We start from the raw sequence: 20,443 nt of genomic DNA, 5'->3' as shown, positions 1-20,443 counted from the left end.
AACAAACAACACACAGTCAACTCAAGCAGGGAAACCTGCTTTTTGTGTGGGGGAATTCTGACTTTCGATTCTGGGAAAAAGTTTTATTATTTGTTTAGGATTTCAGGTGTAGGATACACGTAAAATAGTTTCCTAATATGACATAAGCAGAGGACAGACAGGTGCGAAAGCGATTTTTCCCAACAATAATAGTGATTGTGATCGTTGGACTGTTGTTTGTGACTTTGTTCTTGTTTATGCGGGGTGGATCCAGCAACCGGTCTAGCAGACGCGTTAGCAGTACAGCACCTGCTAGCAGAAAAGCGAATTTAACCATGACAAAAATTCCCAGTAATTATCGTCAGCGTGCAGCTGTTTCCCAGCGCGGTAGCGTGGAAAGTCTTTCTTACCGTACGACTTATCGAGGCAAGTCTTATCCTAAGAGTGCCCTAGTCTATCTGCCAGCTGGTTACCAGGCGAATTCGGATAAAAAATATAATATCCTTTATCTCATGCATGGTGCGGGTATGCCGCCGTCCGCTTTTTTGGGTGGCCAAGGCCGGGACCAGACAACCGGTATGAAAGTCCTCTTGGACCATATGATCGCTGATAAACGCGTTGACCCTATGATCGTTGTTGCACCAAATTATTATCCTGATAAGAGCTTTATGACCGGCAATTATTATGATGACGGACCACTAAATCGTGCCTTTGCACAAAATGAGTTAACACGTGATCTCATGCCGCTTGTTGAAAGCCGTTATCACACATACGCAAAGTCTACGAGCGCAGAGGCTTTTATCGACTCGCGATCGCACCGTGCTTTTGGCGGCTTTTCGATGGGTGCAATTACGACTTGGTTTGTTTTTGAATTCCATTTACCGTATTTTCGTTACTTTATGCCCATGGCTGGCGACAGTTGGACTGAGGGCGATGACGGCGGCGGGACGGCACCCAGACAGACGGCGGATAAATTAGCGAAAACTGTTTTGGACGACCATTTGCAAGCGAAAGATTTTTTGATTTCTGCTTCGGTCGGCGGTGCTGATGGCACGGGTGCTTCGATGGCCCCGATGATTCGTGAGATGCATCGTCTGCATGGCAGCTTGTTCACTAATCAGAGTCTGCTCTACCGAATTGACCCCGGTGGCGGTCATGACGAGACATCGTTTATTAATCAGGCCTATAATTCGCTGCCGCTTTTTTTCAATCAGCGCAAATAATTAAAAAAAATGACAAAATGACTTGACTTAGAGTTCACTTCAGCCTTTATGATGTCAATAACAAGTCAGACAAGGAGCCTGAAATGAGAAAAAAAGTTGTCATTTTCGCAGCAGTCATTGTTGTGATTGCTGCAGTCTTAATCGGATGGGATATTGCCAATCGAAGCGGAAACCGATCCGCACAATCCAGCAGCCAAACTTCTGTTGCCTCAGTATCTTCCGGCAGTGCCAGCGGTAGTTCAAAAAGCGGTCAAGTTGATAAAAACGGTAAAACTTTGATCGTCTATTTTTCACGCACGAATGGTGTTTACAATGGACCGTTAAAAATTGGTAATACAAAACGCGTTGCTGATTTTATTCAAAGAAAGACTGGCGGCGATGAATATGAAATTGTGCCCGTCAAAGATTATCCTTCGAGCTATGAAGCGACAACACGCGTGGCTCAACAGGAACAAAATGACAACGCTCGGCCGAAAATCAAAAATAAGCTGCCTGACGTCAGCGGCTATGATAATGTCTTTGTCGGTGCGCCTGTCTGGTGGGGCGAGTATCCGATGGTTGTCAGGACATTCTTGGATGGCGTGAATTTGAACGGTAAACACGTCATCCCCTTCACCACGCATGAAGGTTCTGGATTGGGCAATACGCCGGAGACTTTGCGGCGTCAATATCCCAAAGCGGATGTTTTACGCGGATTGGGTGTTCGAGGGTCGGATGCTGCTAATTCACAAGGCGCAGTCGATCGCTGGCTGACTAGGTTGGGCTATTAATCGAAGTTCTTTTGAAAAAGTCTTGACTTGGAGACGACTCTAAGGTGTTCAATGGGATATGTTCAAATAGAAATGGGAATCTTTCCCGAGTTTTGTAAAATAATTTGTTACATGGCTTGAATAGCTTTGAAACCATTTCATGCTGTTGTTTTATATCATGTCGAGGCTGCCTTGGACGGCAATCCACAGGGAAACTTCGACTGGCGGATTGAATGAACTTTGATCTGCTTGGACATTTTAGATTTTAAATATTATTTTCCCGCGACTGGGCGGAAAACTTTGAGTGTTTTCATGGTTCGTAGGAAATAAGATCAAAGGGGTAAGTTTCGTGAATATCAAGGAAGCTAGCGAGATAACGAAGGTGAGTGCCGACACGATTCGTTATTACGAAAAAATAGGATTGATTCCTGCTATCAATAGGACGGAATCCGGTATACGTGATTTTGACGAACGCATTATCGGCAGAGTCAATTTTGTCAAGCAGATGCGTTCTGCAGGGATGAGTATTCAAAACCTGCAGCAATATATGCAGTTGGCTGATTCTAATGAGGACCATATCCAAGAGCAGAAAGAATTATTACAGGACCAATTATTGGTAATGGAAGAAAAACGTGACGATTTGCAGGCCGCCATCAACCATCTGACTTGGAAACTGGACCATTATGAAGATCATATGGCTAAAGCCGAGGCAGAGCTCTCCAGGCTGGAAAAACAAAATAAAAAGAGCAAACGCTCTTTTAGGTAAACAGCATCAAGTGAAATTAATTGAAAGTTTCATCTGATGTTTTTTTATTATCTTATTTTGCAAGTTGCTGTCTTTTGCGCAGACTAGCCAATAGGATGCCCAAGGATGCAATTAATGAGAATAACATCAGCAACGCAATCACGCCAAAAGCATGATTGAACTCATTTAAAGGTGTCTTAATCTGAGCCGTCAGAGCGGTTACTAAGGATAAACCAAATGAATTGCCGATTTGATGAAAGGTGTTAACAACGCCTGATGCGGACCCAGCGATATCGGCACGTGTATTTGCAATACCGGAAATGGTCAGAGTGCTCAAAGCCAAGCCTTGCCCAATTCCGACCAGCAGCATTGGCAGTGCGAAGGCGAGAATATAACCGTGCTGAATACCGACTATAGCGCCTAGACCGTGCCCAAAAAGGTGATAATAATGCCGGTCATGACAATTTGTGTGTTGCTAAAACGCATACTGATACGCGCGACGAGCACGGCCACGATAAACTGCGAAACGGTTTCTGGCAAAAAAGCCCAAGCAGCCGAAAGGGGCGTAAAGCCGTAAACGTCTTGCAGCGCTTGTGGAATGATGAAGAAAAAAGATAGCATGGTGCCCATGTAGAAAAAACGCGTAATATAAGCGCTGGATCTTTCCAAATCAGCAAACAGGCGCAAAGGCATCGTCGGATATTTACCGCGGCTCTCAATGATCACGAAGATCCTCAGCATGATCAGAGCAAAAATCAGTGCGGCCTGTCTGCCGACTGGGCCATTAATACCGTACCGTAAACGAGACTGATAAAGCCCAAAATAGAGAGGTAATATTGCCAAAAATGTCCAGCGGCGTACGCTGCCGATCAACGTCCTTGATGGCAATCAGGCTCATGATACTGAGGACGATTCCGATCGGGACGTTTAACAAAAATCCCCAGCGCCAGGAAAAGTAGCTCGCGATGATACCACCGATCACGAGGCCGAAACTGGATCCTAATCCGGCTACAGCACCATAATAAGCGATGGCTCTTGTCCGCAGGCGGCCTTTATAGCTATCCATTAAAAGTGCCAAGCTGGAAGAGTCCAGCTGAGTTTGGAGGTTTTTGCCGTTTTTGATTCTAAATAATTAGAACCGTGAAATGAGTCAGGTTTTTTCACAAATTTCTATTTTTTATTTCGGGTATTTTATTTTTAATCGCGTCAATCAGTGCAGCACAAGTGACACTGTCCGCCTGTGACATAATCGCACTTTCTTTTGCTTGTGATTTAAAGGCGGCAATCACTTCTTTAATCTCACCATGGAAGTCATCGTGGTCGTAGGGCAGGTGAAAGGATTGGGATTTTCCAGCAGTGTTTAGCGTGAATGATTCCGGACGGTGGAAATTTTCAATCGTAATCATGCCTTTTCTTCCTGTCAGGACGGCAGTCGTCGGCGCATCGCGATCAAAAGCAGCTGTGACTTGAGCTGAAAAGCGGTCACCTAAGAGTTGTGCTTGTGCATAAACTTCGATGCCGTTTTCATGCATTTTGTAATCGACTTGTCCGACTGTCAGCGGCCCTTTGAAAAAATCTTCGATGAGGCCGATATCATAAATGCCCATATCCAGTAAGGCACCACCCTGGATCGGCTGATAGTGATAAGTTGTTTGTGATTCAGGCAGAACACGTGCAAAGGTAGCTTCTATATGCGTCAGCTGGCCGATAGCACCGTTTTGCACCAATTCTTTAATTTTTCGATAGGCCGGCGTGAAACGATTTTTCATCGCTTCCATGAAAAAGAGCTGTTTTTCCTGTGCTTTGTCAATGATATCTTGTGTCTGCTGAGCATTTAAGCCGGCTGGTTTTTCACACAGCACAGCCTTGCCGGCATCCAGTGCTTTTAAGACCCACTCCCGGTGCAGGCCATGCGGCAAAGAAACATAGACGATTTGTACTTGTGGATTGTCTAAAAGTGCCTGGTAATGGTCGTAAATCAGTTCACTAGGATGCTGTTGCTGAAAAGCGCGAGCCTTATCCATGCTGCGAGCGGAAATGGCATAGAGCTCAGCATCCGGAAAATTCGCCAAACTTTGTGCAAAACGGTTGGCGATATGGCCGGCACCGATAATTCCAAATTTAATCATAAGCAACCTCTTTATTAGTAATATTTTTTGCCTGACAACGGGCCGATCTCCAAAATGCCGCGTTTACGTTTTAAATTGATCATATTCTGATTGTATTCACGCGCAAATAGGATTGAGAAGAGTGTATCCAATAAATATTCAAAGCTGATCTGAGACGAAAAGGTGGAAACTTTTAGAAAATCATACTCATCTTGAACAATAACCAGTGCCAAGCTGGCTGTTTCAATCATTTTGGATTTTGGATTTCCCGTAATCACGATCGTTGGCACTTTTTGATCTGTTAGATAGTTCAGCATGCGCCCGTATTGCCGGACTTTGCCACCGTAAGAAATAAAAAGCGCGCAATCTTTGGGTGTCATGTTGGCTGCAGTCCAATCTTCGTCGGCATATTCTTCGCCGAGAATCAGAAACTTGTTGACTTTGACAAGCTTATTTTGGAAACTGCGCGCTCGAATTTGAGAATCGCCTTCCGCAAATAGAAAAATCCGGTCGGCCTTGGTTAACATGTCGACAGCTTGAATTAATTGGTCCTCTGATAATTGGGCATAACTTCTTTTAATCGTATTCACAGTCAAATCAGCTAGTTTTTTGGCAATGATAAGCGGTGAATCAGTGGCCGTAAAGGGAAAATTGGTATCGACGTTTTCCAGATTATAGAGGCGCGCCTGGATCGTTTTCAATACGGCGATCCGGAGTTCTTTGTAGCCGTCAAAGCCCATTTTTTTGGAAAAACGCACAATGGCCGAATGCGACGTGTAGCTTTGTTTGGCTAATTTCTCGATGCTCATTGATGAAATGTCGGTCAAATTTTCCAAAACAAAATCGGCAATCTTTTTTTCTGTCGCTGTGAGCTTGTCCTGATTTTTCAATCTATCGATTAGCAGCATGATTCACCTTCATTCTTAATTATATTTGTTAACTCGAAAACGCGCCTGTCTTCATAGGCCGAGAAGCTGAACAAAAGGGCCAAAGATAAAGAAAGCGCTTTCATTTATTGGTAATCCTGACCAGCTTGCCAAAACGCGATCAATTCACAAAATCCAGCCCGTACAATAATTTTGAAGATAACTTTACACCAAATCAAGAAGTTATTTCAGGAGGTTTTATGAAATGCTGACCATTGCTTACATTGGAAACGGGAAAAGCGCAAATCGTTACCACTTGCCTTTTTCTTTGAAGCTGAAAGACAAGATCAAAGTTAAGACGATTTATTCAAGAAGGCCCGACAGCAGTTGGCCAAAAATTGACGGCATTAACTATACGAATGACATTCATGATATTTATGATGATCCGGAGATCCAGCTGGTCGTGATTTCCACACCCAGCAATACGCATTTTTCCTTGGCTAAAGATGTTTTGGAGCATGGCAAGGGCGCGCTGGTCGAAAAACCTTTCACAGAAACTTCGGCTCAGGCCAGAGAACTGTTCAGCTTGGCTAAAGAGAAAGGCTTGTTTGTTCAATGCTACCAGAACCGGCGCTATGATTCGGATTTTTTGACCACACAAAAAGTGATTAAAAGCGGCTTGCTCGGAGATTTGCTGGAAGTCGAAATGAGTTATGACTATTTCCGGCCCGAAGTACCAGAAAGTGTTAAGGAATTTTCTGTCTACAACAGTTATTTATATGGACATGCCTGCCACACTTTGGATCAGGTGATTTCCTTTTTCGGCAAACCGAGGGACACACATTTTGAGGTTCGCCAGCTGCTGGGCAAGGGGCGTATGAATGATTATTTTGATCTGGATTTGTTCTACGACGGGCCTTTAAAAGTGTCGGTCAAGTCCAGTTATTTCAGGTTGAAAGCACGCCCTAGTTTTGTTGTTTATGGTAAAAAAGGCGTCTTTGTCAAACAGGAAAAAGATCGTCAAGAAGTGGATTTGAAACATTTTTACATGCCTGACCATGCTGACTTCGGGATTGACCGGCCCGAAGATTACGGTACTTTAACCTATCTCGATGATGCCGGCAAGTACCACGAAGAGAAAGTCGAATCTGAAATAGGCGACTACAGCCGGATGTACGCTGGTGTCTATGATGCGATTGTGAATGGCAAAGAAAAACCGGTCAAAGATGAAGAAACAGTTTTGCAGCTTGAAATGTTGGAAACAGCAATCAAGCAGATTCAAGAATAGTTTCACGGAATTTTAGAGGTTTCAAAAATGGAAAAATTCATGCAATCTTTTCAAACGAGAATGTCCAAAATTGCCATTAAATTAGATGGAAATCGTTATCTCAGCGCGATTAAAAATGCATTTATCGCAGCTATGCCTATCTTGATTGTTGGTTCTTTCTTCATTCTCCTAGCTAATCTACCAATTCCCGCTTATGCCGGTTTTATGCGTGGCATTTTTGGTACTGGCTGGCAGCGCATTTTTAATATCCCTTACAACATTTCAATGAATTTGATGTCCATTTATATTGTTGTGGAAGTCGCTAATGAAATGGCGGGGTCATATCATTTAAATAAAATTAGTGCCATTTTTTCAGCCATGGCCGCATTCTTTGTTGTCACACCTATGTACACTTTTAAAAATGGGGCTTTAGGTATCGGTATTCCCATGAACAATCTGAGTGCTTCAGGTCTGTTCGTTGCCATGATCGTATCGATTTTGGCCGTTGAAATACTGCATTTTGTCGATAAACACGGCTGGAAAATCAAGATGCCCGATGCTGTGCCGACAAATGTTTCGGAGTCATTTTCGTCCCTGATCCCATTGGCGCTTGTCGTGATCATTTTCAATCTGGTTAGAATTATTTTTGAGCAGACATCCTTTGGATCGATTCAAAGTTTTATCTTTACCAATTTGCAAACGCCTTTGACAATCTTGGGCAGCTCTTTACCAGCGACTATCTTGGTTCTGCTGATTGAAGGTCTCTTGTGGTCATTTGGTATTCATGGTGCCAACGTCGTCGGCAGTGTCATGACGCCAATTTGGCTGGCCTTAACAGCTCAAAACGCGACCGCCTTTGCAGCTGGTAAAGCGATTCCAAATATTGTGAATTATCAATTTTACAATAACTTTATTAAGATTGGCGGCTCTGGTGCAACTTTCGGCTTGTGCTTACTGCTGTTATTCTTTGCTCATTCTAAGCAATTCAAAGCGATTGGCAGACTGGCAATTGGGCCGGAAATCTTCACGATTAATGAACCGATTATCTTTGGCCTGCCAATTGTGCTAAACCCCTTGATGGTGATTCCTTTTATCTTGAACCCTATCATTATGGCTTTGGTCGCTTATATCTCCATGCGTATCGGATTGGTTCCTTTAACTAACGGAGTTAATATTCCTTGGACGACACCGCCGATCATCGCTGGATTCTTGGTCAGCGGCTGGCGTGGTGCAGTTCTGAATATTGTCCAGATTCTAATTTCTGTAGCTGTTTATCTGCCGTTCTTCAAGACGGCTGATAAATTAGCCGTCGATGCTGAGAACAAGAAAGCTGCTGAAGAGGCAGCCAAGCAGGAAGTTGAGGGCGAATTAAAATCAGCCGTCAATTAAGTTATTTCATCTATTAAACGAAAAGGAGAACTTTTATGAAATTAGCAATCTTAGGTGCTGGAAAAATTGTGAAAGATTTTCTCAGCATGGTCGGCCAATTTCCGGAAATTAATCTGCAGGCGATTTTCGGCCGCGAAGCTGATCTGGAAAATATGCAGGCCTTCCAAACGAGTTTCCGGATTCAGAAAATTTATACAGATGTGGACGCCTTGTTAGCAGATCCGGATGTTGACACGATCTATATCGGCCTGCCGAATAACTTGCACTTTGTTTACGCGAAAAAAGCTTTGACCGCTGGCAAACACGTCATACTAGAAAAGCCTTTTGTTCAGACAACAGCTGAATTTCACGAATTAAAACAGTTAGCTGTGAAGCGTCATCTGCACTTATATGAGGCGATCAGCAACCAGTATCTGGCCAACTTCCAGACACTGCAGGATTGGCTGCCTAAATTAGGCCCGATTCATTTAGCCGTTTTGAATTATTCACAATACTCTTCCCGTTACGATCAATTCAAAGCTGGTACGATTCTGCCAGCTTTCGATGTTAACCGCGGTGGTGGTGCCTTGCAGGATTTGAATGTTTACAATATTCATCTGGCTGTCGGATTATTTGGGCAGCCTCGGGCCATTCATTATGCGCCGAACATTGTGAATGGTGTTGATACCTCGGGCGTACTGTCCCTGTCCTATCCGGATCTCACTGTTGCTGCGATTGCGGGTAAGGATGTTTATTCATTGCTGCAAGGCGACAGTAGTGTGATCGAGGGCGAAAAGGGTTTCATTCGCGTCCAAAGCCCGACTAACCAATTAGCAGCGCTGTCCCTGCACACGGATGACGAAGATTTGACAACAGTGCCAGTCGATCAGCATCGTATGTATGACGAATTTAAGACCTTTAACCAGGCGATTGCTGATGATGATTGGGATTTGATGCTGAAAATGCTTGATCACAGTTATCAGGTCATGCGTATTTTGGAACAGGCGCGTACACAAATTGCGCCAAACCTGCATGTATCAGCTATTTAATAAAAATTAATTTCATGTTCTTGCATTTTTGTCAAAAGCGTGTATAGTGAATATCAAGTTAATTATGACGCACTTACAGGCGACAAGTTCATTCCATTCTTTTAATATCGTTCGACGATAAAACAGTTTTCTGACACTTTTTTTCTTGTGTAAGTTAACTGTTTTTTTGTACTCAAATTTAGGAGAATCTCATGAATATGACTGTTGCTTTGGTCGGCGTAACGGGTTATGCAGGCAGCGTACTGTATCAATTACTGCAAAATCACCCTAATGTCGATAAAATTTTACTCTTTGGCAAGACTAATGCTGGAAAACACCTTTCTGATTTAATCGCTGGGCTTGTCCAATATAAGCAAGCTGATCCTGTAATCGCTGCTTTTGATGCTGATGTGATTATGGCAAAAACAGATCTCGTCTTTTTTGCTACGCCAGCCGGTGTCACAAAAGACATCGCGCTGCCTTTCATCCAAGCTGGCTTTCCGGTGATCGATTTGTCTGGTGATTTCCGTCTTCACGCTGCTGCTGTTTATGAAAAGTGGTATCACAAGCCGGCGGCCGATCATGATTATCTGGCTAAAGCCAGTTACGGCCTTGTGGAAACGCATCAGCATCCAGCTCATTACATCGCCAATCCTGGTTGTTATGCAACGGCTGTGCTCTTAGGGCTGATACCGCTAGTCAAAGAGCATTTGATTGATCTGTCATCGATCATTGTCGATGCCAAGTCTGGTGTTTCCGGTGCTGGTAAAAGTCCCAGTGCGTCTAATCATTTTGTATCAGTCAACGATAATCTCAGCCTCTATAAAGTCAATCAGCATCAGCACATTCCAGAAATTATGCAGGAATTGCAGTTGTTTGACCCGCATTTAAAAGCCATTCAGATGACCACGACGCTGCTGCCGATCACGCGCGGCATTATGGCTAGTATCTACGTCAAGATTCCTGATGGTATTGGGGATGACGAGGCGCAAATCGCAGAGAAAATTAGTCAGGCTTTTGAAAACAGTTATCAAAATGATCCTTTCATTAAATTGTGCGGCCCGGCATTTCCTTCTATCAAAGATGTTGTCGGAAGCAACCTGACTGCAATCGGCTGGCAGTATAACCCGGCGACAAGAACCTTATTCGTCGTGAGTGTTATCGATAATTTGTTAAAAGGTGCGGCCGGACAAGCTGTACAGAATTTGAATCAGCTGTTTGGATTTGATCCGTTGGCCGGCTTGCCGCTGATGCCAGCGCTTGTATAGGAGAGTAGGAGAGAAAATGGAAATTTTGGATAAATTAATTTGGCCCAAAGGTTTTTCAAGCGATGGGCTGCATGCGAATTTACGGCATAATCCTGATAAACCAGATCTAAGTTGGATCGTCTCGGATGTTATTGCTGATGCCGCTGGCGTTTTCACATTGAATCAGTTTCCAGCAGCACCAGTCGTCCTGACGCAAGCGACAGTTAAAAAATCTCAGAAGCTGCAGGCTGTGATCGTCAATTCAGCTAATGCTAATTCATTTACAGGACAGCAAGGATATGAAAACGCCCTAAGCGAGCAGGAAATTGTCGCCAAGAAACTAGGAATTGAAGCGGATCTAGTCGCTGTATCTTCGACCGGTATTATTGGTGAACAACTCCCAATGGCAAAACTGATGACCGGGATTGCCCAACTTCAAAAAAGTCAGAGTACCCAGATTGCTCAAGCCATTATGACGACTGATACAAAGGAAAAAGTGGCGGCATTACAGTTTGGCAAGATCACAATGACTGGTATGGCGAAGGGGTCCGGCATGATTCATCCCAACATGGGCACGATGCTTTCCTTTATCTGTACGGATGCCAGTATTGACGGCCAGCTGCTGCAAAAGCTTTTGCGGGAACTGACGGAAATTACTTTCAATCAGATCACGATTGATGGCGATACTTCGACAAATGACATGCTGCTCGTGCTGGCAAATGGTCAAAGCCAGGAAGCTGAAATTTTGGTCGGCAGCCCTGAATACGATGAATTTAAAGAAGCGCTGTATTTGTTGATGAAAGATCTGGCAATCAAAATTGCCGAGGATGGTGAAGGCGCATCGAAACTGGTCACGGCTAATGTCAGCGGCAGTGGTGATAATTTACAGGCCCGTATGATTGCTAAAAAAATTGTCGGTTCGAATTTGGTTAAAGCGGCGGCGTTTGGTGAAGATCCTAATTGGGGACGTGTGATTGATGCGATTGGTAACGCGGGTGTGGATTTGCAAGCTGGTCAGATTGCCTTGGCCATTAATCAAGTGCCAGTTATTGATCAAGGCGAGATTGTTGCAGAGAATCTACCGGCCTTAGAAGCAGCCGTGAAAAGCAAAAAAATCGTTTTCGACGTATCAGCAGGCCAGGGGCTAGGAAAAGGCCAGGCTTGGGGATCGGATCTGACTTACGATTACGTGAAAATTAACGCCATGTACAGGACATAAGGAGAAAAAATGACACATTTATTTCATACATACAGCAGATTTCCAATTGAATTGGTCGATGGCCACGATTTTCATCTGACTGATAAACAGGGCAAAGAATACGTGGATTTAGCCAGCGGCATCGGTGTGATGAGCTTCGGCTATCATAATCCGGCCATTGTGGATGCCGTTGACAAGCAGCTGCATAAAATTTGGCATGTTTCAAATCTCTATGAAAGCAGCCTTCAAGAAGAAGTGGCTGGTAAACTGACACAGCTTGCCGGCTCTGATTATTTAGCCTTTTTTGCTAATTCCGGGACTGAGGCCAATGAAGCTGCTTTGAAACTGGCGCATAAATTCACAGGACGGAAAAAAGTCATGACTTTTACTGATTCTTTTCATGGCCGGACTTACGGTTCGTTGGCGGTAACCGACTATCCCGGCATTAAAAGCGGCTTTTTCGTTGATCAGACTAGTGTTGTGGTGGCACCTTATAACGATCCCTTCGCGCTGCACCTGCTGGATGATTCTTTTGCGGCTGTGATTGTCGAGATGATTCAAGGCGAAGGCGGCGTCAACATGATTGATCCAGATTGGCTGAAAAAGCTGGCCGATCAAGCTAAAGCTTGTGGTGCTTTACTGATTGTCGATGAAGTCCAGACCGGTATTGGCCGTACTGGAGCTGCTTTGGCGTTTCAGCATTATGGCCTGGAGCCTGACATTATTACCAGTGCTAAAGCTTTGGGAGCCGGTATTCCGATCGGCGCCATGATGGGCAAAAAAGTCTTGGGTTCTGCTTTCACACCTGGTTCACATGGCACAACTTTTGGTGGTAACTTACTGGCAATGGCTAGTGCCAATGCTGTTTTGTCTCAATTAACTGATAGCTTTTTAAAAGATGTTTCGCAAAAAGGCAGCTTTGTTTTCTCACTATTAAAAGAGAAGCTGCAGGATCTTCCGCAAGTCCAGGATATTCGCGGACAGGGCCTGATGATCGGCATTCAACTAGCCGATTCATTGCTAGTCACATCTGTGATCAGTGATTTGCAGGCGGCGGGTTATTTGACACTCTCTTCCAAACACAATACATTGCGTCTGCTGCCGCCTTTGATTATTGATGAAGCACATCTGGCTGCTGCCGTGGATACAATTGCATCTGTGATTAAAAAACAAAGCGAGGTAACAGCATGACAATGAATATTTTTAAGGGACGTTCCTTTCTCAAAGAAGCCGACTTTACACCTGATGAATTTTATACGCTGATTAAATTGGCCGAGTATTTCAAGGAATTAAAAGAAAAACATATTCAGCATGATTATCTGGCTGGCAAAAATATCGCTTTGCTGTTTGAAAAGACTAGTACTCGGACGCGTTCTTCTTTTACGGTCGGCGCGCAGGATTTAGGTGCAAATGCCGAATTCCTCGGGGCACATGATATTCAGTTTGGCAAAAAAGAATCTTTGGCCGATACGGCGAAGGTGCTGGGAAGTATGTTCGATGGGATTGAATACCGTGGCTTTGAACAAAAAAATGTCGAGGATCTAGCCCTTTATTCTAAAGTACCGGTCTGGAATGGCCTGACAAACGACTGGCATCCAACTCAGATGCTGGCTGATTTTATGACAATTGATGAATTATTCGACCACATCAAAGGGATTAAATTAGCTTATTTAGGAGATGCACGCAATAATGTCGCTCGTTCACTCCTGTTAGCAGGATCGATGCTGGGTGCTGAAATTCATCTGGTCGGCCCGAAGAGCCTGCAGCCGGGTGCAGAGGTGATTAATCTAGCCAGTCAATATTCGGACAACTTTCTTATCAGTGATGATCTGGATAAAGCAGTCGACGGTGTCGATGTGCTCTACACGGATGTCTGGGCCTCGATGGGCGAAGAGGATTTGTGGGAATCTCGGATTAAGCTGCTGCAGCCTTATCAGCTTAATGCGAAGACAGTTGCTAAAACGCATAACCCCAACACAGTCGTACTGCACGATCTGCCAGCTTTTCACGATTTAAACACGACGATGGGGCAGGAAATTTTTAAAAAATTCGGCCTCAAAGAGATGGAAATTACGGATGAGGTTTTCAACGCACCATATGCCCATCAGTTCCAGCAGGCAGCCAATCGGATGCACACGATTAAAGCTGTCATGGCCGCGACCTTAGGCGACTTATTTATTCCAAGGGCTTTAGAGTTATGAAACGGTATCTTGTTTTAGCAAACGGCTCTATTTACAGCGGTGAGGCTTTTGGTGCTGATGTCTCCGCCAGTGGTGAACTAGTCTTCAACACTGGCATGACCGGTTATCAAGAGACGTTGACCGATCCATCTTACCAAGGGCAGCTGATTGTTTTCAGTTATCCTTTGATCGGCAATTACGGTATTAACGTTGCTGACAATCAAAGCAGCAAAGCGCAGGCTGCCGCTGTGATTGTGCATGAAGCGGCAGTCACGCCCAGTCATTGGCGCAGTCAAATGTCTTTGGATGCTTGGGCAAAATCCGAACAACTGCCTGGCTTATCAGGCATCGACACACGGAAACTAGTCAAAGAATTGCGCGACCAAGGTGTCATGGCGGCCAGCTTGGTGGATGAAGTAAGCGACAAAACGATTGCAAGCTTGCAGTCAGGCATGCATGTTTTGCCGTCTTTGTTAGCACTCGCAGTGCATAAACATATAGCCGCAAAAGGGGATGGCCCGCTGATTGCTGTGATGGATTTCGGGATTAAAGAATCCATTATTCAGGCTTTGGCAGCACGTAACTGTTCTGTGATTGTGTTTCCGGGAAGAACAACCGCTCAAACAGTTCTCGCCATTCATCCGGACGGCATTCTACTTTCTAACGGACCTGGCGACCCCGAACATTGGCTTGATGTCCTGCCTGAAATTCGCCAGTTGCAGCAGGCTAAACCATTATTAGGTATTTGCCTGGGACATCAGCTGTTTGCTATGGCTAACGGCGCGACAACTTTCAAAATGAAATTTGGTCATCGTGGTTTTAACCATGCTGTCAAAAGTGACGATGGCAAGGCTTTTTTCACGGCACAGAATCATGGTTTTGCAGTTGACATAGCTTCGATTCCAGGCACAAAACTGCAAGTCACATACCGAGAAATTAATGACGGGACGATTGAAGGGTTTCAGTCCACTCAGGACGCGGCCTTTTCAGTCCAGTTTCATCCAGACGCTGCACCTGGCCCGCATGATGGCCAGGCAATTTTCGATCAGTTCCTGCAGCTGATCGGTCAAACCAAACAACAACTCACATAAAAAGGAGGACACATGTCACAAATCCAAACGTTTAAGAAAATTCTCGTGATTGGTTCTGGCCCGATTATCATTGGCCAGGCAGCTGAATTCGATTATTCCGGCACACAAGCGAGTCTGGCCTTAAAAGAGTCTGGTTATGAAGTCGTGTTGATTAATTCTAATCCGGCCACGATCATGACAGATCCTAAGACGGCCGATCATGTTTACATCGAACCACTGACTTTGCCGGCTGTGAAGGCTGTTATTCATAAAGAAATGCCGCAGGCCATTTTAGCGACTTTGGGTGGCCAGACAGCTTTGAATCTGGCCAAGGAGCTAGCTGAAGACGGTATTTTAAATGAGCTGGGTATTGAGCTGCTTGGGACAAAATTAGACGCGATTGAGCAGGCTGAGGATCGAGAGAAGTTCAAAAACTTAATAGCACAGTTGGGCGAACCGACACCGCCTTCACAGATCGCGAGAAATTTGTCTCAGGCATTGGCTTTTGCTGATAAACAAGGTTATCCCTTAATCATCCGGCCAGCCTATACGCTAGGCGGCAGCGGTGGTGGGATTGCCAATAACGAAACTGAATTGCGGCAGATTGCCGCTCATGGTTTGGCCAAATCGCCTGTCACAGAGATTCTCGTTGAAGCCTCGATTAGCGGTTATAAGGAGATCGAATTTGAAGTCTTGCGTGATGCTGATGATCAGTGTTTGGTTGTTGCGTCCATGGAAAATTTTGATCCGGTCGGCATCCACACAGGTGATTCGATTGTCTTTTCTCCAGTGCAGACGCTGTCGGATCACGATTATCAGTCTCTGCGTGATGCAGCTTTTAAAATTATCCGGGCGCTGAAAATTCAGGGTGGTGCCAACGTTCAGCTGGCTTTGGATCCGCATAGCCAGTCTTATGACATCATTGAAGTGAATCCGCGTGTTTCCCGGTCGTCAGCTTTGGCCTCTAAAGCGACCGGTTATCCGATCGCGAAATTGGCTGCCAAACTGGCAGTCGGCTGCACTTTGGACCAACTGCTTAATCCGGTTACCGGTCAGACCAAGGCGGCTTTTGAACCAGCGCTTGATTATGTCGTAGCTAAAATCCCGCGCTGGCCTTTTGATAAATTCACAACGGCTGACCGGCAATTAGGTACGCAGATGAAAGCCACCGGTGAAGTGATGGCCATTGGCCGCAATATCGAAACGGCTTTAATGAAAGCGATACGGTCGCTGGAAATTGGTGCTTTAGCTTTGGATGATGTGCTTTTTCCCCATCAGACAAGTAACCAGTTATTAGCACAACTCTTACCGGCAAGTGACCAGCGTTTATTCCAATTGGCCGAATTATTGCGCCGTGGTGTTGATGAAAAAACACTGCATGACAAGACCGGTATCGACAGCTTTTTCATCGAAAAAATTGCCCATTTGGTGCAGCTGGAGCAAACATTAAAGTCTCATCCTTTTGATGCAGATCTGTTAAAAAAAGCTAAAGAAACGGGTTTCCCTGACGCTGCGATTGCCCGTTATTGGCAGTCTTCAGCTGCAAAAATCCGTCAATTTCGGACTGGCCTAGATCTGCTGCCTACTTATAAAATGGTCGATACAGCAGCCGGCGAGTTCCAGGCACAGACACCTTATTATTATGCAGTTTACGAGCAGGAAAACGAATCTGCCCCTCTTCGCAATAGTGTGGTCGTCTTAGGATCCGGCCCGATCCGTATTGGCCAAGGTGTCGAATTTGATTATGCGACCGTTCAAGCTGTGCAGGCCATTCAAGCAGCTGGCTATAAAGCGATTGTGATCAATTCTAATCCAGAGACCGTTTCGACTGATTTTTCGATGTCTGACAAACTTTATTTCGAGCCTGTGACTTTAGAGGACGTCTTAAATGTCGTCGACCTAGAAAAACCGCTTGGCGTGATCGTCCAATTCGGTGGTCAGACTGCGATTAATTTAGCCGCACCTTTACAAAATGCTGGCGTGAAATTGTTGGGCAGCAGTCTGCAAACTATTCAGCAGGCTGAAGATCGAAAGGCCTTTTCCAAACTGGTCATGGATTTAAAACTGGCTGAACCGACTGGGCAGACTGTCTATAGTGCCCAACAAGCGCAAGCGGTCGCTGAGCAAATTGGTTATCCGGTATTGCTGCGTCCTTCTTACGTCTTAGGCGGAAGTGCCATGATTATTGCTCACGACGATCAGGAACTGGCCGATTATTTGTCAACGGCTGTTCTATCCTTGCAGCACCCATTGCTGATTGACGCTTATCTAGTCGGCCGTGAGGCAGAAGTCGATGTCTTAAGCGACGGCGAAACGGTTGTCGTGCCCGGCATTATGGAACAAGTCGAAGGTGCTGGCGTCCATTCTGGCGATTCGATATCACTCTATCCTTGCCAGAGTTTCAGTCCGGCTGTTCAAGCACAAATGCTGCAAGCAGCTATCAAATTGGCTCACGGGCTGGGGACGGTTGGCCTCATGAATGTCCAATTCGTTGTGAAAGATGAACAGGTCTATATCATCGAAGCTAATCCAAGAGCGTCTCGAACCGTGCCTTTTATCTCAAAAGCGACGGCAACTCCTCTGGCTGATTTGGCGACCCAGGTCATTTTGGGCCGTAAGTTAAAAGATCTCGGTTTTCACACGGGATTGCTGCCAGTCGGGCCCTTAGTCTACGCCAAAGCACCTGTCTTTTCTTTTAGTAAACTGTCGGGTGTCGATGCCTTATTGGGACCAGAGATGAAGTCCACGGGTGAAGTTATGGGCGTGGCCGATACTGTGAACGGCGCATTAGACAAAGCTTTTGTGGCTGCGGGATACCCGTTATTGAGGCAGGGATCGTCAGTCTTATTAGTCGGTCAGACATTAAATCAGGACTTTTTGTCTCTAGCTGAAGACCTGACGAAATTGGGCTTGGCAGTCTGGGCCGACGCTAAAAGCTGTGAGTTTTTGCAGGCACATCATTTGTCAGTCGAACACTGGGATAACACGAAAAACAGTCTGTCAGCTTGTGGGATTAAACTGCTGTTAAGCTCGAAATCACAATCCGCCGCCATGAAAGATCTGCGTCACCAAGCAGTTGAACAAGCCGCGATTGTTATGACTTCCTTTAAAACAGCACAAGCCTATGTCTCTGTTTTAAAAACTCAGCAGTCACAGCCTAATGAGATGGTTGTTTACGAACAAGCAGCTGATAGAGAGGCGGTCGCACATGAGTGATTTAGTCGATCAAGCTTCGCAAAAACAGGCTGCGTTATTATTAGAAGCGCTGCCTTATATGCAGAAATATGCTGGCCGGACGATTGTCGTGAAATACGGCGGGAATGCAATGACGGACGACCAGCTGAAATTGTCGGTCATGCGCGACCTGTGTCTACTGCAGACTGTCGGCATCAAAATTGTACTTGTCCACGGCGGCGGCCCAGCGATTAATCGCGCTATGGAACAAGCCAACAGGGAAACGCATTTTATTGACGGCTTGAGATACACAGATGAAACGGATTTGCAGCTGATTAATGCGGTTCTATCTGGTGAAGTGAACAAAAGCCTGGTGGCCGGCCTGATTAAATCTGGTGCCAAGGCTGTTGGCTTTTCTGGCGTCGACGGCAGTTTGATTCAAGCCAAACAGCGTTCGGCTAAATTAGGTTATGTCGGGGATGTCATGAAGATCAATCCTGATCTGCTGACTCTGGCTTTGGAACAGGGCTACATGCCTGTGATTGCTAGTATTGGTGTCGACAGCGAGGGTCAGCTATACAATATCAATGCTGATACGGCAGCTGCTGAAATCGCCGCTGCACTAGGAGCTGAATCCTTTGTTTTAATGACCAACGTCCGCGGCATTTTACAAGATCCAGCGGATCCAGATTCTTTGTATCGCGATCTCACAGTGACACAATTACAGGAATTAATCGCTTCAGAAACGATCCAAGGCGGCATGATTCCCAAGCTGGAAGCGATCATCCAAGCCATGCAGGCTGGTTTGCACAAAGCAGTGATTTTGGATGGCCGTGTACCACATGCGCTCTTGCTGGAACTTTTTTCTGATCGCGGTTATGGCAGCTTAATTAGTAATTGATGGTCAGCTTGTCTAGACCGTTGTCATCTTAGCTGACAATCTGAGCAGAAGCAGACACCAAGACCTTTATATTATTAACTTATGGATAAAGCAAATACTGTATTTTTAATTATCTCGAGTGTTTTGGTGCTGTTTATGACACCGGGTTTGGCCTTCTTCTACGCGGGCCTCGGATCAAAAAAGAATGTCGTCAATACACTGACGTCCGTCTTTATTATGTGCGGTTTAGCCGTCTTATTATGGGTCGTCTTTGGTTACTCAATGTCCTTTATCGGCGATTTCTCCGGTATTGTCGGCGGTTTGCAGGGCTTTCTCTTACATGGCGTAAAACTGACAGCTCTGACTGCGACAAAAATTCCGACCAGTATCTATCTGATTTTCCAGATGATGTTTGCAGTGATTACACCCGCCCTGTTCGTTGGTGCGGTGGTCGGCCGCCTGCGTTTTAAGTTCTTGTTAGCTTTTACGACATTATGGTCAATTTTCATTTATTACCCTTTGGTTCACATGGTTTGGGCAAACGGCTTTCTGGCCAAACTCGGCGTGATTGATTTCGCTGGTGGGACGGTCGTTCATATCAACGCCGGTATCACAGCTTTGGTTTTGGCCTATGCTTTGGGTCAACGTGACAGTTTCCGCAAGAATTTACAGGAAAAACACTATAACCTGTCCTGGGCTTTGCTGGGTACGACCGTCTTATGGATCGGCTGGTATGGTTTTAATGCCGGCTCTGCTTTAGGAGTCGATCAAATTGCAGTGCAGGCTTTTCTGACAACAACGGTTGCGACGGCTAGTTCAATGATGGCTTGGACGCTGATAGAAATGTCTTTGAAGGGCAAAGTATCGCTGTCAGGTATTTGTAATGGGACTCTGTGCGGCCTGGTCGGCATCACGCCGGCGACAGGTTATGTCACAGTGGCTGGTTCATTTTGGATCGGACTCGTCGCTGCGGCGGCCAGTTACTTCTTTGTCAACAAAATCAAGCAGCGTATTGGTTTGGATGACGCTTTAGACGCTTTTGGCTGTCATGGGGTCTGCGGGATCATTGGCAGTATTATGACTGGTTTATTTGCTAGCAAAGCTGTTAATCCATCGATTGCGTCGAACGGCTTGTTCTACGGCGGCGGCTTTAAACTCTTTGGCCTGCAGTTGTTTGGCACCTTCTTTACGATTGTCTTTGTGAGTGTCTTGAACTTTGTCATCATCAGAGTTCTGAAACTCTTCATGAAGATGCGCGTCGACAGTGCTGAAGAAAAAGCCGGACTCGATCAAGGCGAACATGGTGAAGTTGCTGACGAAAGTATTTCGGCCGTGACGATCACCGAATAAAAAACTGCCTG

19 protein-coding genes are annotated in these 20,443 nt (G+C 45.3%); 14 read left to right on the top strand and 5 right to left on the bottom strand.

Translation table 11 applies throughout. The annotated features are described in order from the left end of the window. Window positions 1–197 precede the first annotated feature (197 nt). From ABF487_RS05875 to ABF487_RS05865, 3 genes are all read left to right on the top strand, one after another. On the top strand, window positions 198–1,202 hold the full coding sequence (locus ABF487_RS05875; protein WP_415634800.1) for an alpha/beta hydrolase: 1,005 nt from the start codon (window positions 198–200) through the stop codon (window positions 1,200–1,202). Between the two features lie 83 nt (window positions 1,203–1,285). Then, window positions 1,286–1,972: a flavodoxin gene (locus ABF487_RS05870; protein ID WP_415634799.1), complete on the top strand. Its 687-nt coding sequence runs from the start codon at window positions 1,286–1,288 to the stop codon at window positions 1,970–1,972. A gap of 328 nt (window positions 1,973–2,300) precedes the next feature. Then, entirely contained in the window at window positions 2,301–2,717 is a 417-nt protein-coding gene (locus ABF487_RS05865) for a MerR family transcriptional regulator (protein ID WP_415634798.1), read from the top strand. A 52-nt stretch (window positions 2,718–2,769) separates the two neighbouring features. Here the strand turns inward: ABF487_RS05865 and ABF487_RS05860 are convergent, their stop codons facing one another. The 5 genes from ABF487_RS05860 to ABF487_RS05840 form a co-directional block, all read right to left on the bottom strand. After that, entirely contained in the window at window positions 2,770–3,066 is a 297-nt protein-coding gene (locus ABF487_RS05860) for a hypothetical protein (RefSeq protein WP_415634797.1), read from the bottom strand. Between the two features lie 50 nt (window positions 3,067–3,116). Beyond that, entirely contained in the window at window positions 3,117–3,539 is a 423-nt protein-coding gene (locus ABF487_RS05855) for a hypothetical protein (RefSeq protein ID WP_415634796.1), read from the bottom strand. Next, complete coding sequence (locus ABF487_RS05850) at window positions 3,481–3,774, bottom strand: MFS transporter (protein ID WP_415633718.1); 294 nt, start codon at window positions 3,772–3,774, stop codon at window positions 3,481–3,483. Before ABF487_RS05850 ends, ABF487_RS05855 begins: the two co-directional genes overlap by 59 nt. Window positions 3,775–3,856: 82 nt before the next feature. Next, window positions 3,857–4,825, bottom strand: a complete 969-nt coding sequence (locus ABF487_RS05845) for a Gfo/Idh/MocA family protein (protein ID WP_415634795.1) — start codon at window positions 4,823–4,825, stop codon at window positions 3,857–3,859. Window positions 4,826–4,839: 14 nt separating this feature from the next. After that, the gene (locus tag ABF487_RS05840; RefSeq protein WP_415634794.1) at window positions 4,840–5,712 is read right to left on the bottom strand and encodes a MurR/RpiR family transcriptional regulator; all 873 of its coding nucleotides are present in this window, start codon (window positions 5,710–5,712) and stop codon (window positions 4,840–4,842) included. Window positions 5,713–5,935: 223 nt separating this feature from the next. On the opposite strand from ABF487_RS05840, the gene ABF487_RS05835 reads away from it, so the two are divergent. The 11 genes from ABF487_RS05835 to ABF487_RS05785 all read left to right on the top strand — a co-directional run bounded on the left by ABF487_RS05835 (window position 5,936) and on the right by ABF487_RS05785 (window position 20,432). Next, window positions 5,936–6,958: a Gfo/Idh/MocA family oxidoreductase gene (locus tag ABF487_RS05835; RefSeq protein ID WP_415634793.1), complete on the top strand. Its 1,023-nt coding sequence runs from the start codon at window positions 5,936–5,938 to the stop codon at window positions 6,956–6,958. A 27-nt stretch (window positions 6,959–6,985) separates the two neighbouring features. After that, window positions 6,986–8,326 (top strand): PTS sugar transporter subunit IIC, encoded by a 1,341-nt coding sequence (locus tag ABF487_RS05830; RefSeq protein ID WP_415634792.1) that lies wholly within the window; start codon window positions 6,986–6,988, stop codon window positions 8,324–8,326. A 35-nt stretch (window positions 8,327–8,361) separates the two neighbouring features. Next, the gene (locus ABF487_RS05825) at window positions 8,362–9,354 is read left to right on the top strand and encodes a Gfo/Idh/MocA family protein (RefSeq protein ID WP_415634791.1); all 993 of its coding nucleotides are present in this window, start codon (window positions 8,362–8,364) and stop codon (window positions 9,352–9,354) included. 197 nt (window positions 9,355–9,551) lie between these two features. After that, entirely contained in the window at window positions 9,552–10,601 is a 1,050-nt protein-coding gene (argC, locus tag ABF487_RS05820; RefSeq protein WP_415634804.1) for an N-acetyl-gamma-glutamyl-phosphate reductase, read from the top strand. A 16-nt stretch (window positions 10,602–10,617) separates the two neighbouring features. After that, entirely contained in the window at window positions 10,618–11,799 is a 1,182-nt protein-coding gene (argJ, locus tag ABF487_RS05815) for a bifunctional glutamate N-acetyltransferase/amino-acid acetyltransferase ArgJ (RefSeq protein ID WP_415634790.1), read from the top strand. A gap of 9 nt (window positions 11,800–11,808) precedes the next feature. Beyond that, a complete protein-coding gene (locus tag ABF487_RS05810; RefSeq protein ID WP_415634789.1) occupies window positions 11,809–12,969 on the top strand; it encodes an acetylornithine transaminase in 1,161 nt (386 codons plus the stop codon). Further along, the gene (gene argF, locus ABF487_RS05805) at window positions 12,966–13,979 is read left to right on the top strand and encodes an ornithine carbamoyltransferase (protein WP_415634788.1); all 1,014 of its coding nucleotides are present in this window, start codon (window positions 12,966–12,968) and stop codon (window positions 13,977–13,979) included. Before ABF487_RS05810 ends, argF begins: the two co-directional genes overlap by 4 nt. Next, window positions 13,976–15,049, top strand: a complete 1,074-nt coding sequence (locus ABF487_RS05800) for a carbamoyl phosphate synthase small subunit (protein WP_415634787.1) — start codon at window positions 13,976–13,978, stop codon at window positions 15,047–15,049. The genes argF and ABF487_RS05800 overlap by 4 nt, the downstream gene beginning before the upstream one ends. 12 nt (window positions 15,050–15,061) lie before the next feature. After that, window positions 15,062–18,244 carry a carbamoyl-phosphate synthase large subunit gene (carB, locus tag ABF487_RS05795; protein ID WP_415634786.1) on the top strand — a complete coding sequence of 1,061 codons (3,183 nt, stop codon included), beginning with the start codon at window positions 15,062–15,064 and terminating at the stop codon, window positions 18,242–18,244. Further along, entirely contained in the window at window positions 18,237–19,103 is an 867-nt protein-coding gene (gene argB / locus ABF487_RS05790; RefSeq protein WP_415634785.1) for an acetylglutamate kinase, read from the top strand. The genes carB and argB overlap by 8 nt, the downstream gene beginning before the upstream one ends. Before the next feature lie 81 nt (window positions 19,104–19,184). Further along, entirely contained in the window at window positions 19,185–20,432 is a 1,248-nt protein-coding gene (locus ABF487_RS05785) for an ammonium transporter (protein WP_415634784.1), read from the top strand. The last annotated feature ends 11 nt before the right edge of the window (window positions 20,433–20,443 follow it).

This window comes from Oenococcus sp. (assembly GCF_047725585.1).
In the GTDB taxonomy this organism is placed as follows: Bacteria; Bacillota; Bacilli; order Lactobacillales; family Lactobacillaceae; genus Oenococcus; species Oenococcus kitaharae_A.
Note: the sequence above shows the minus strand (reverse complement) of the source record. Positions and strands in the feature narration are given on the sequence as shown.